A 13,392-nucleotide genomic window follows, 5' to 3' on the forward strand; every position below is an offset into this window, starting at 1 on the left:
GCAGTATAGTCAGTATTATATTTTTATGAGGAGAGATGGTCCTTACCATGGTATAAGAAGTGGGAGAAATCAGCATGGCTTCCTTGGAATTGTTGCATATCATGAGCTGCAATACCTACAAAATTCCCTGTAAATCCTCCAGACAAAAAGCTGATATCCTGTATTTCAAAAAGTCGCGTCCAGGAAGGTTCATCTCCGACTCCATAATAAAATTGTGCATGGGATGCATGAACCTCTACAGCCAAATGTACAGGAAGATCATTCTGAAGGGCAATCACTTGCGGAATTAGCGTAAATGAATTAGCTTCACAGCGCATCATGCGCAGCACTTTTCCCACTCCCTCTTCATAGCTAACATACGCATACAAATAGTCTTCTTCATTGAGATACAGCAAAAGTCCCGCCATTTGCAAATAGCTGGTTGGCTGATACTCCAGTGCTGTTTCTACCCGGAAATGATGATCCGTTTGCCGAATGGCAAGCACGTGATGCTGGAACAGACTTTGTATGGATTCTCCAGCATGGATTCGAAGATAGCCTGGGCGTTGACTTAATGAACACCAGCTATCGTCCGCCAGGATACGCAATGTGTTCCACGTTTTGTCAAGTGTGGGGCCCTCGAAAAAGTCTTCGAAAATATACTTCTGCTGCTCTTGCTGACCCAAGATTGTCCCTTGAGGCGCAGGCACCTCCAATTGGGGTGTATGGCCCCCGGCGGTTAATCGCAGCCAGCCTTCATCATTCCAATATACTTGCTGTAACGCTGTCTCGCGCCCTAAAATGGCGTATTTCCCCTCCACTGGACGTGTACATAAATGAGCCATATACCATTCTCCGTCCGGTGTTTCCACAAGACTGCCATGTCCTGCGCATTGTAAAGGGAAATTCAGCAGATCACGAGACGTAAGCATCGGGTTATGCGGGTCCACTTCATACGGGCCGGTTATCTGCTTGGAGCGTGCTACGGTAACTGCATGCCCCGTACCCGTTCCACCTTCCGCTGTAACAAGATAATAATAACCGTTCTGCCTGTAGATGTGGGGCGCTTCTGTCTTCTTCAATGGAGTGCAATCAAAAATTTTAATAGGCTCGCCAACAAGCCGCTGTTGACTGCTGTCATACTCCTGCATGACAATACCCGATGACTTATTGCTTTCCAACATGCGGTAATCCCACAACGCGTTCAGCAGCCATTTGCGTCCATCCTCATCATGAAATAAAGATGGATCAAATCCACTACTATTCAGATAAACGGGTTCCGACCACGGTCCGTTGATCGTGGGTGCCGTTATCACAAAATTATGAACGTCCTTGAACGGACGCTTGGTGCTTTTCACATCCGTATAGAGCAGATAAAAAAGGTTATCCGCATAGCTTAATTGCGGTGCCCAAATGCTGCAATTTTTCGGGTTCCCTCTCAAATTAACCTGGTCAGTCAAAATATCCGTGCAGTGCTCCCAATGAGCCAAATCTTTGGACTGATACACCCGTACTCCAGGCAGCCACTCAAATGATGACACTACAATATAGTAAGTATCTTCGACTCGCGTAATACACGGATCGGGATTAAAGCCTTTTAATATAGGGTTTTGGATCAACATGAGACATCACTTCTCCTTACTTTCCAAAATGTGACTCCCTCAAAAACCTGCTTCTTGCTCCATGCTTCTGTCCTCGCTTCAAAGCAATCCGCCCACGGAACACGCTGCTTACGTAATAAAGCTATTTCATCAGATCCGCCATATTCCTGATAGCAGACGGTTTTCTCATTCGCGACATTGTCCCAATTGTCCCAGCCGCGCGGGTCGATATGGTCGCCCATTTTACAATCGACAAATACGGTTTTGGCATATTCCCGCCATGGACGGCCCAAAAAAACAGGAGTAATATCAGGCTCTGCGGTTAAATAGCAATGATCGAATACATAGCCGTACGTTTGTCCTTGCGGTGTAGAGGCGGCTGTAACGTAGCTTGTATGGTTCTTATGATGACGCAAACTACGAATCTCACAATCTTCAAAGTAAGCGGTAGCCCCGCCAAAAATGAAATCTATCGTACCCTCGATGTAACAATGCTGATAAAGCTGGCGATAGTGTGCATGGTGTTCTTTCAAAGGAATTCCACCAAACTTTAATCGTTCTTTGGGTGCAGGAGGCAGAGGGCCTGTAAATAACGTGTCCTGGTACCCTTTAAAGGTGCAGTTTCTAAAGACGGTTTGATCACAATGAGCGTATACCGCAACGGCCTGCCCAATGTGTTCTCCCTGTCCGGCCGTGTTGGAAATGATGAGATTTTCCAAGATCAGATGGCTGCCGCCTATAAATAAAGTCGGTGTCGCAAAGGTTCCTATTTCCTCACCTGCTTCATTCCGCTCCTTGGCATACCGGTCCATACGAATCTCTACCTGCCCGATGCCTATGATATGTAGATTTGAACGGTAAATCCGCACTTCTTCCTCATAGGTACCCGATAAAATAGTTAGCGTTTCCATTTCGTTGGAAGGCGATTGCTCCAATACATGAATCGCCTCCTGAATAGTGTGGAAATCACAAAAGGATTCTTTTCCGACTAGCATGGTTACCCCAATCCTTTCATTTGATTTACAAGTGTTCAGCTAAAAATGACTGCCAAGCCGTTCGCATTTCCAATGTCTCCATATGGCCACCGCCCGCAATCACAGGCTGCCAATGCTCAGGGTGACCTGCTTTCTGATAAGCTTCCAACAACCCCTTGGCCAAATGCTCGACTCCTTCTATAGGACACATCCGATCATTTTGACCTGTTATACTCATCCGTGGACGAGGTGCGATCCGCTTTTGAATATCCAGCGTGGTGAAATGCTTCAACAAGCCGGGGACATAGGAATAGAAGCCATGATGATCCAATCCCCTTTTAGCGATCAGCGTATGGGCATCTACCTGTCCGCAGATATCCACCGTGACCTGTATTCGTTCATCTAAAGCAGCCATCCACCATGCCATAAGTCCACCCATCGACATACCGATCGTTGCGATACGGGAAGCATCAATGTCCTCACGCTGACACATATAATCTACCAAACGACGGTTATCATACAGCATCATGCCCCACAGCACCTGACCCTGCCAGAGCATTTCTTTTACCAGCTCGCTCTCGGTTTTGCCTCCACGCTCATTGAAGCCCCACATGTCGATACAGCACACGCAATACCCCATGTCTGTCAGAGCTGTAGCAAACGAGGGCTGCTGTAGGTAAGAACTGCTATGAAGCAGTTCCTTACGTCCATTCGTATAGTTGCCTCCATGCGAATGGTTAAATACGACCAATGGGAACGGACCGTCCCCATGTAAGGGTGTAGCTACATAAGCGGGTACAGACTCGATCCCGTTCAAGTCCAGCAGGAGACACTCCAGTTGATAACCCTCCCGCTCTTCTTGATTCAGTAGAGTCGCCGTTATAGGGCGATCTGCCGGAAGGTCTCCCAACAATGCTTGCAACTTATCCACGTTTTATGCTCCTTTCATCCCCTCCTATTTCACAACATTTTGTTCAGAAGGTTGTATCGTTACTTGTTCTATCAGCTTTTCAGGCTGAGCTGTATTCTTCGAATGACAACGATTGATTTCAACATCTTCCCCATTTTCAATGTAAAAGGCAGGACCTTCATGATTTTCAATCGTAACCTGTTGAAAACGAATATCCCTCACATTACCTAGATAAAAACCACGGTTATTCATATCTTCAATCCCTGTCATCATGGCCGGACGACCGGGAATCGCATTTTTAGCCATAGATATATCAATATTGGAAAATGTAATTTCAGCAATATATTGTTCTGCAAGTCCGTATAAGAAACCAGCCGCCGCATGAACCTGACGTGCCGTGATATTGGAAAAATGGATTCTTCTAAAGCACGGAGTTTCATCAGTAATTGGATAGGGATTTTTATCCCACACATATTTGTCCTTGCCCCGAGGTCCGCAGAAATAATACAGGTTTAGAATAAATGGACAAATGACCTCCTCCATCACAATGTTGCTGATACGAATATCCTCGATGATTCCACCGCGTCCCCGTCTTGATTTCAGACGTATGCCCCGATCCGTTTGCTTGAACACGCAATTGCTGATCGTAACATTACGAATATCTCCGCTCATTTCGCTTCCCAGTACGACAGCACCATGACCATGCACCATTGTACAGTTGGTAATCGTAATATTTTCACAAGGAATCCGCTCATGGGTATCTTCGGTTCCTGCTTTGATCGCAATACAATCATCACCTACATCAATATTGCAGTTGCTAATACGAACATTGGAACAGGATTCGGGATTAATGCCATCCGTATTGGGAGAGTCAGCCGGGTTAAGAATGGACAAATTGTCAATCGTAACGTTATAGCAAGCAATGGGGTTTACAGTCCAACTGGGGGAATTTTTTAACATGAGGTCTTTAATGGTGACCCGTTGACAGCGGTCAAAGCTGATTAATTTGGGTCTTGGATACTGCAACTCTTCAGGGTGATTCCGATGCTTTTCCCACCACGGTTGACCATTTCCGTCCAATGTTCCGCTGCCTGTAATCGAAATATTCTCAAGGTTCTCTCCATAAATGCACGATGCATGTACTTCCCGCTGAACGCCTTCCCATCTGGATTCTACTACAGGGTAATCTGCCAGTTCCGTACTGAAGGAAAGAATTGCGCCGGGGCTTAAATGCAGCTCAATGTTACTTTTCAGAATAATAGCACCCGTCAGGTATGTTCCAGACGGAACAAAAACGGTGCCTCCACCAGCATTACTTGCTGCTTCAATGGCAGCCGCAATCGCCTCTGTCGCCATCGTCGTACCATCCTGAACTGCTCCATAATCTACAATGTTATATAATTGCATTTCGTTCTCTCCTGTCTTTATTTTAAGTGAATAAAACGCAGTAGGCGGAATGGTGCTGGACAAGTGTCAGCGATGTTAAGCACCATCCGCCTGCGTAGTGACAATTCATGTACACTAATGTTCAGCCTATATCTTTATTTTTTCGTTTTCTTATACGCTTCTTCATACTCAGTGGTAATTCGTGCTCCGCCTGACTTTTTCCAGTTTTCTACAGCTGCTTTAAATCCGGCTTCATCAATTTCACCCATAATAAATTTGAAGGAGGCGTCGGTAATGATTTTCTCCAGCTCTGTTCCTTGTTCATTAGCGGTGGCTGAATCCAGTGGCACTGTCGGGTCCAGAACAGCAAATTTATTATTTTCTCGCACTAATTCATTAGCCATTTCCTTTTCCGGATTGGCATCCTTTAAGTTATAGGTCACTTCACTTGGTCTGGAGCTTGAAAATGGCTGAACGTCTGCTTGCCACAAATCTGTATTCGTAATTTTAAAGGAACCATCCTTTTCGATTTTATAATGAGTACCTTCAATACCACCGGTCATGTACATATATACATCTTTGTCAATTAAATCATCTACAAATTGCAGCAGTCTCTTCAACTCAGCTTCTGTCTTTACTTCAGATTTCGGAAATGCCAGCAAGCCTCCTACCCCGCTTCCTTCAGACCATACGTGATATTGGCCATCTCCATTAGAAATCTTGTTAACAGGTACCAGCTTCAGCCCTTTTTGTAAGCCTTGAGACAAGGTTCTAAGGTTAGAGATATCAATCATGCCTGTATAAATCCCTGCTTTACCTTGTGCAAATTGTTGTTGCTGGTCCGTTTTAGCGGTTACGGCAAAGTCTTTGGAGAGGTATCCGTTTTTGTATAATTTATTGGAATACTTTAAGGTCTCCAAATATTGAGGAGTATCAAATTCCGGCGTAAACTTGCCGTTTTCATCTACTTTCCAGCCATTAGGTGTCCCAAAGTAGGAGCTTAATGTTTTGAAGCTGCTGTAACGCAGATCCGATCTGTCAACAAACCCAGTCGTATCATTTTTTCCATTGCCATCTGGATCATCTTCTGTAAACGCTCTCGCAACTTCATACAACTCATCCAGTGTGGTCGGCACTTTCAGTCCTAAGCGATCGAGCCAATCCTGACGAATGACCAGACCCGCCCGAGCCAGATTTTTCTGGAACGGAACACCATACAGTACCCCTTCAATAGAAGCAGCTTCGCGCACTTCAGGCGGGATCTTCTTCAAATTTTCATAATCATCCAAGTATTTGCCTACATCCCAGAATAATCCTGATTTCAATGAACTACGCACTGATGAATTTGTCATCATCGTCAAAGTCACCATGTCTGCCAATTCACCAGAAGCCAGTGCGGTGGTAATTCTCTCTTCCTTGGAAGCATCCGGCACCCAGTTGAACGTAATTTTGGAATTGGTGTATTCTTCGATTTTGCTTTTAATCGTTTCTGTAGGCGGAGAGGCTGTATGCAATACGTTTAGCCAGGTAAATTCCAGTTTGGATTTGGGATCATAGGTTTGGCTGGCTTGATCCTCAGTCCCCTTGTCACCACAAGCAGTTAGAAAAACACTCATGACCATAAGTCCGGCAAGAAGACCCGATACTCCCTTTTTCATCGCGTTTCTTTTCTTCATCGTGTTTGCTCCTTTTTCGTTTGTATATTCATGCCATATCTTCCTCTTTCACCAGAACCTCTCGTTCTATTTTGCTGAATACCTGATGCGTCATCCACATCACGAGATAACCGATGATGCTCGCTCCGGCAAAAGTTAGAATTCCTGGGTACAAGCCTAGAATCAATGCATAAAGCACGACAATAGCTACAAAAAGAACTAGTGTATATTGTAAATACGAAAATCCAATGACGATCGACATCTTGATCTTCAGCTTGATGCCTTTCCAATCATAGTGAGCCAGTAACGGAAAAATGTATGCCAAAGAGATCAGATACAAAAAGGCACCCATCAGTGTCACCACACGAACATACCAGGATGAGCTGTTGACGATATCCACGTAGAGCACGTAACCCACAAGGCTGTATAGCCCGCCAATGATGGCTGCTTCCTTAAAGCTTTCTTTAAAGTAACGTACAAACGTCGAGAAAATGGCGACTTCCTCATTGCCCCGAATCCACTGCCTTAAAATACTAAGCATAGCAACGGTTGCAGGCCCTACACCTATAAAACCCAAGCCCAGGATTGTCGCAATCGTCCACAGCAAGTTAAGGTAGACCAGGCGTAGCAGGCGCATGCACCATTTGTTCATGTTTTCTACAAATCGTACCATTTTGCATCCTTCCCGTCGTCATTAGTAAACGCCGTCCTCACCAAATTTCTTAGCGAGTCGATTGGAGAACATAATCAGAATTAAGCCTACTACACCTTTGAAAAGTCCTACCGTCGTACTGAAACTTAATTGTCCATTCTTTAAGCCCGCAGTATAAATATAGGTGTCAAAGATTTCGGCAACCTCGCGGTTTAATGAGTTCAATAGCAGATACATATGTTCAAAGCCCAAATCCAGCGTGCTACCGATTTTCAAAATTAACAAAGTAATAATAACCGGGCGGATCGCTGGCAACGTCACGTGCCATGTCTTTCTCAAACGTCCAGCACCGTCCATTTCTGCTGCCTCATACAATTGTGTATCCACCACTGTAATTGCAGATAAATAAATGATGGTAGACCAGCCAAGTTCCTTCCAAATCACTTGCCCGATATAGACCGTTCGCAGCCACTGCGGTGATGTTAAGAAGCTGATCTTCTCACCACCTAGTGCGGCAATCAGTTCATTCAGCACACCGCCGTCCACCGTCAGGAATACATAAGAAATCGAAACGATGATAACCCATGACATAAAGTGCGGAATGTAGATGATGGTTTGAATTATATTTTTGAAAAACATCTTCCTAACCTCGTTCAGCATGAGCGCCAATATAATGGGCAATGGAAAAAAGATTACAATATTCAGTGCAAATAAAACCAGCGTATTGCGAAGCAACATAAAAAACGTAGGCTCTGTAAACAAACGAATAAAATGCTTCATTCCTACCCATGGACTGCCTGTAATTCCCTGAAAGGCTTGATAATCCTGAAATGCAATTACCAATCCTCCCATAGGGAAGTACTTGAAAATAATGAAGTACACCAACCCGGGTAAAACCATCAGATAGAGCAGCTTGTGTTTCTGCATTCGTAAAAGGCTTTCCGTCGTTCTTTTGTTCTTTTTCATTTTCATCTTCATGTTTGGTGCGGGGACACTTGAAACTTTCATTAGTTCGACCTCCTTCAAACGTTCCTGTATACGCTTTCAAGAGTACGTTATTTTCGTCATTACGCATATAATCATCAAATGATAGCGTTTACAAAAATAGGCCAACAGCCTACTTTACAGCCTTTTCACCTTAGCTAATGATTACTACACAACTTAATGATCATCCTCTTTTTTCCACGCTTAGAGAACACCTCAAGATTTGATTATATACGGAATTCTTTGCTCTTGATAAGGTTTACATGTAAACGATTACAAGGAGGTCACCCACATTGGAACAACCATTAATCAAACCAAAATCACGAAAAAAAGAATCACTGGGCAGTCGTATTTTCAACATTGTAAACAGTACACTTTTGATTCTCATTGCCCTCACTTGTCTCTTACCTTTTTTGAATATCATCGCCAGCTCATTTGCTTCAACTGAGGAAGTAGTGGCCAAGAAGTTCATCTTATTCCCTGTAACTTTTTCACTGGATGCTTATCGCTATATCCTATCCACTCCAACGATTTTTAGAGGACTTGGGGTTTCGGTCGGAGTAACGATCGTGGGTACAGTTGTAAGTATGATTTTTACCGCTTTTATGGCTTATGGATTATCCCGAAAATATCTGCTTGGCCGCAATACGATTAACTTCATTGTCGTGTTTTCTATGTTGTTTAGCGGGGGGATGATTCCGACATTCCTCGTGGTCAAAAGCATGGGACTGATCAATTCGTATTGGTCCTTGATTCTGCCCGTAGCTATTAATGCATTTAACCTGATTATCATGCGTAACTTTTTTCAGGCATTGCCGGATGATTTGGAGGAATCGGCCAAGATGGACGGGTGCAACGATTTTGGTATCTTCTTTAAAATTATGTTGCCATTAGCCCTGCCTTCTATTGCAACCATTTCTTTATTCTACGCTGTTGCCTACTGGAATACGTATATGCACGCCATTCTCTATATCAATGACTCTGCCAAATGGCCAATTCAAGTCTTACTTCGCCAAATTGTTATCGTCTCCAGTGGTATGCAGGCAGAAGGAACTGCGGTAGATGTCATCCCGCCTGCGCAGACGATTAAGATGGCGGTCATTGTTATAGCGACCGTTCCGATGTTAATCGTGTATCCATTTGTGCAAAAGCACTTTGTCAAAGGAGCCTTACTGGGGGCGGTTAAAGGTTAATTGGCTTGCTTCATCTTTCGATAAGCCCCTGGTGTAACCTGTTCTTTTTTTCGAAAAGAGCGGATAAAGTTTTGCGAATTATGATATTGCAGCCGCTCGGCGATTTCTTTAATCGTCATATCTGTCTCAACGAGCCATTTCTTGCTCATTTGCAGGCGATAGCCCATCAGATATTCACTAAACGTCGTTCCGTATTCTTTTTTGAAAATACTGCTTAAATAATTTGGATTGTAATGCAGTCGATCTCCAATGAGTTCTAATGATAATTCCTGGTCATATTCAGCACGGATAATCGCGGCAATTTTCTCAGAGAGACAGCGGAATTGCTGGTTGGTCTTCTCCTTCATGCTTTTTACCATGGGGAAAATAACCTGTTCTAACAGCATGCGTTCTATCTCCTCCGGGTTACGGATATCCAGCAAACGGTGATACAAGGCATGATTGTCTTGCGTTAGCAGTACTTCAATCCCTAATAGCTGCTCTAATTGGATGAGGTTATTGACAAAGCGTACCAGCAGCACTTCAAAGTTCATGGAATGGTTGTTCTTTGTCATCATTTCCGCCAATAAAGAGTGCACGGTATGATATACCTGCTCTTCATCTCCTATGCGGATGGCATCAAACAGTTTGGATTCCAATTCCGCAGGATAATGCAGCAGCACCGGACCTGAAATGACCATGGAAATATCCTCATAAAAAATAATCGACTCTTTACCTAGGTTTAAACGGTGATGCAATGCTTGCTTGCTCATCTCACAAGCTTCTTTACTTTCTAATAAGTTATCATACGCTGTGCTAATACCGATGCTGATGGATACATTCAAATACTCTTTTACATTCTGAATCAAAAGGGTCGCATGATCCAGCACTTGCTTTCTCATTTCCTGTGCACTCTTACCTGCCAAAATTAATATGGTAGCCTGGGTGTTATCGTTCAAAATGATGGGAAGCATACGCTGCTGCTCAGGAATCGTTTCTTCTACGATTTTGTTAATAGCCAGCAGTAAAACATCTTTATCCGAAGGTTCTCGATCTCCCAGATTATCCAGTTGAACCAACAAGGTAATATACACTTGATTCTCGATCTGCGGGTAGCCCAAGCGTGGCATTTTTCGTGCCAATTCCTCTGCGGAAACACGTTTGCGAAACAGGTTGAGAATCAATTGCGTTTCCAACTGTGGCATTTCGGACTGAATGAGACTTTCCAAGCTTTCCTTCTCTGTTACAATGTTGTCGATGGAATTAATAATCCACTCAATTTCATTTTTAGAAGGTTCATTTTTGAAAGCGAAATTGGGATTTTTCGGTAAGCTGCGTTTTATTTGCTGGAATGGCTTGGTAAAGTAAATGGCAATGATGTATGCCACCACCACCATTAAAAGCGTTAATACAAGGCCCATCATGATAATCCCAAATTTGGTCGTTTGAAACGCGTTTGCAATCTCTTTTTTATCTAATACCGTTAAGTAAGTCCAATTGTTGTAAGCAGATTTAGCATAAATGATTTGCCGCGCTGGCTGATGCTCCGTTTTCTCCAATGTCAGCATGCCCGTGTTGTTTGATTTAGCAGTAACCTCTGAAATGTGCTGAAGCTGCTGAGTAGACAATAAGGGAGTAGCAGGCTCAGTTTCGTACATTAAGTCGCCTTTTTTATTCAAAATAAACACAGGCATATGATCCTCTGTTTGAATGGTATGGCTTAACGTCTGCGACGAAATATCAGATAGCGCGATGGCCTGTTTCTTTTTGGAAAACACAGGCAAGGTATTCACAAAACGGATTCCTTTATCTGTTTTAATCCAGAATAGTCCCTTATCCTGGTGGTCGATATAGGTACTAATCAGCTTTTCTCGTTCCGTTTTCGTCAAATAAGACAGGCTTCCATTGGAGATTCTCCAATTCTGATTTAGACTTATTAGTGAATACTCGGTTCCTTCTAATCCCATCGTAGCAATATAATTGAGCTGGGTATTTACATTCCGATACGCTACAAAATCTTTTTCTGTAATGGGATTTTTGACAACTTCATTAAAGGAACTGGTCGTGCTATACGTATTAAAAGCGTATTCAATGGTTTGGATTTTCTGTTCCAGGCTATTTCTGATCTGCGCCATGTAGCTTTGCTTGGTATTGGAAACTCTCTCCACAACGGAGCTAATTGTTGTAAAATAGATATAGCTGCCAAAGCTGGCCACCAATCCTATTCCCAAAACCAGAATCGTAATAAAAATAGTGTAGAACATTCTTCCTTTTTTCATTGCGCTCCCCCTTTGGTTCTTGGTATCACACCAAATTATAGCGCTTTCATAACAAGGTTTAAATCATTTTTTTCACGTGTGCATTATTTTTTACATCCGTATCATTCCAATTTAAGTTGATTTTATTTGGTTTGCGGCAGTTAAAAAGAAATTTGGAGGTCTCTTATGCTACATGTCGTTAGTTCTAAAGAACAGATTGTAAAAGAAGAATTTCCGTTAGACACTTCCTTTCTCTCCCTCTATCCCGTAGTGGCTCGTGAAGCTCGTCCTTTTGTATTGGTGTTACCTGGCGGTGGCTACGAGCATTTGGCCTCACATGAAGGAGAGCCAATCGCCCGGTGGTTAAATGATCTAGGTATTCATGCGGGCGTGCTGGAGTATCAGGTCGGTGATTTCGAGATTACCTCCTTGCTGGAGGATGTAGAACATGCCCTGCAATGGATTCGCCAAACACCGCATGACTGGCTAGTGATCCCTGATCAAGTGGGTCTCATCGGTTTTTCAGCAGGGGGTCACCTGGCCTCCATTGTCTCCACGATCGGAGCGGAAAAACCAAATCTTCTGATGTTGGGATACCCTGTCATTTCATTTCATGATCCTTATACGCATCTTGGAAGCCGTACGCACTTTTTAGGGGAACAGCCAACCCTGGAGCAGCTCCAAGCCTTTTCATCCGATCGGCAAGTGACTGCACAGACACCTCCGACTTTTATGTGGACAACGGCCAATGATGGCGCTGTACCGGTAGAAAATAGCCTGTTGTTCGCTTTCTCATTATCCAGAGAGCGTATTCCGTTTGAACTGCATGTATTTGAGGAAGGACGACACGGCTTGGGACTATCCGAGGACAACCTTGAATGCAGACAATGGCTCGACCTGGCGGAAACATGGCTACAAAAACATGGATATGCGCAGGCAAGACAACAGATGACAACTCGACTGTTTATCGCAGGGGACTCTACTGCAGCTCAAAAAGGAGCAACCGAAAAACCGATGACAGGCTGGGGCGAACATTTGCAAGCTCATTTGGACTCTACTGTTCATGTGGATAATCGTGCCGTCAACGGACGAAGCACCAAATCTTTTATAGCAGAAGGGCGATTAGCTGATATTGAAAAAGATATTCAAGCTGGCGATTATTTGTTTATTCAATTTGGACATAACGACGAGAAAAAAGAAGACCCTGCACGCTACACCGATCCTGATGGAGAGTACCGTCTAAACTTAATTCAATACATTCAGTCCGCTCGGGAACGTGGCGGAATTCCAGTGCTGTTAACCTCTGTAAGCCGCCGCCGCTTTACCGCAAACGGTGAACCTGATCCGCTGGCCGTAGGAGCCTATCCCGCTGCCATGAGACAAGTAGCCAAGGAAACCCAGACACCGTTGCTCGATATTTTCGAAGCATCACAGCAGCTTTATCGTTCCATGGGCGAAAAAGAGTCCCAGCTTCTATTTATGCATTTGCCTGAAAAAACGCACCCTAATTACCCAGCTGGTGTAGCAGATAATACCCATTTTTCTGACGAAGGAGCAAGGCAAATTGCCCAGCTGGTAGCAGAAGCGATTCGTCAAAATACGGAGCTGTCTGCATTAAAACAACGCATGGTCGAAAGAAATCTAGATAGTAGCAAGAAGCTTGCACATCAACTTGTCAACTGATATCAAGTGCCATACATGCACATACGAAAAACGGATCTCGGACGAATCACTCCGACGTCCGTTTTTATTTTGTTATGCAAAGATGGCCCAGCTATAGAGAATAGCTCAAAAATACAGTATATTAAATGAGTTTCTTTA

Annotated in this window: 10 protein-coding genes; 2 read left to right on the forward strand and 8 right to left on the reverse strand. The window is 43.8% G+C overall.

The features are described 5' to 3' along the window. Positions 1–23 precede the first annotated feature (23 nt). The 7 genes from G9G57_RS03210 to G9G57_RS03240 all read right to left on the reverse strand — a co-directional run bounded on the left by G9G57_RS03210 (position 24) and on the right by G9G57_RS03240 (position 8,165). Entirely contained in the window at positions 24–1,601 is a 1,578-nt protein-coding gene (locus G9G57_RS03210; RefSeq protein WP_045244399.1) for a glycoside hydrolase family 43 protein, read from the reverse strand. Beyond that, positions 1,595–2,575, reverse strand: a complete 981-nt coding sequence (locus G9G57_RS03215) for a pectinesterase family protein (RefSeq protein ID WP_045244398.1) — start codon at positions 2,573–2,575, stop codon at positions 1,595–1,597. Before G9G57_RS03215 ends, G9G57_RS03210 begins: the two co-directional genes overlap by 7 nt. 25 nt (positions 2,576–2,600) lie before the next feature. Further along, positions 2,601–3,485, reverse strand: coding sequence for a dienelactone hydrolase family protein (locus tag G9G57_RS03220; RefSeq protein WP_045244397.1), 885 nt, complete (start codon positions 3,483–3,485; stop codon positions 2,601–2,603). A gap of 24 nt (positions 3,486–3,509) precedes the next feature. Beyond that, positions 3,510–4,871: a glycoside hydrolase family 28 protein gene (locus G9G57_RS03225; protein ID WP_025365332.1), complete on the reverse strand. Its 1,362-nt coding sequence runs from the start codon at positions 4,869–4,871 to the stop codon at positions 3,510–3,512. Between the two features lie 134 nt (positions 4,872–5,005). Further along, positions 5,006–6,526 carry an extracellular solute-binding protein gene (locus G9G57_RS03230; protein ID WP_016821515.1) on the reverse strand — a complete coding sequence of 507 codons (1,521 nt, stop codon included), beginning with the start codon at positions 6,524–6,526 and terminating at the stop codon, positions 5,006–5,008. 28 nt (positions 6,527–6,554) lie between these two features. Then, entirely contained in the window at positions 6,555–7,178 is a 624-nt protein-coding gene (locus G9G57_RS03235; protein WP_016821516.1) for a YesL family protein, read from the reverse strand. A gap of 21 nt (positions 7,179–7,199) precedes the next feature. Continuing rightward, positions 7,200–8,165 carry an ABC transporter permease gene (locus G9G57_RS03240; protein ID WP_016821517.1) on the reverse strand — a complete coding sequence of 322 codons (966 nt, stop codon included), beginning with the start codon at positions 8,163–8,165 and terminating at the stop codon, positions 7,200–7,202. A gap of 269 nt (positions 8,166–8,434) precedes the next feature. Between G9G57_RS03240 and G9G57_RS03245 the strand changes: the two genes are divergently transcribed. After that, positions 8,435–9,334 (forward strand): carbohydrate ABC transporter permease, encoded by a 900-nt coding sequence (locus tag G9G57_RS03245; RefSeq protein WP_016821518.1) that lies wholly within the window; start codon positions 8,435–8,437, stop codon positions 9,332–9,334. Here G9G57_RS03245 and G9G57_RS03250 read toward each other — a convergent pair. Further along, positions 9,331–11,592, reverse strand: a complete 2,262-nt coding sequence (locus G9G57_RS03250; RefSeq protein WP_045244396.1) for a helix-turn-helix transcriptional regulator — start codon at positions 11,590–11,592, stop codon at positions 9,331–9,333. The genes G9G57_RS03245 and G9G57_RS03250 overlap by 4 nt on opposite strands. Before the next feature lie 165 nt (positions 11,593–11,757). Here G9G57_RS03250 and G9G57_RS03255 point away from each other — a divergent pair, with 165 nt between their 5' ends. After that, positions 11,758–13,254 (forward strand): GDSL-type esterase/lipase family protein, encoded by a 1,497-nt coding sequence (locus G9G57_RS03255; RefSeq protein ID WP_045244395.1) that lies wholly within the window; start codon positions 11,758–11,760, stop codon positions 13,252–13,254. Positions 13,255–13,392: the final 138 nt, after the last annotated feature.

Source organism: Paenibacillus sp. EKM211P, assembly GCF_011066175.1.
Taxonomy (GTDB): domain Bacteria; phylum Bacillota; class Bacilli; order Paenibacillales; family Paenibacillaceae; genus Paenibacillus; species Paenibacillus polymyxa.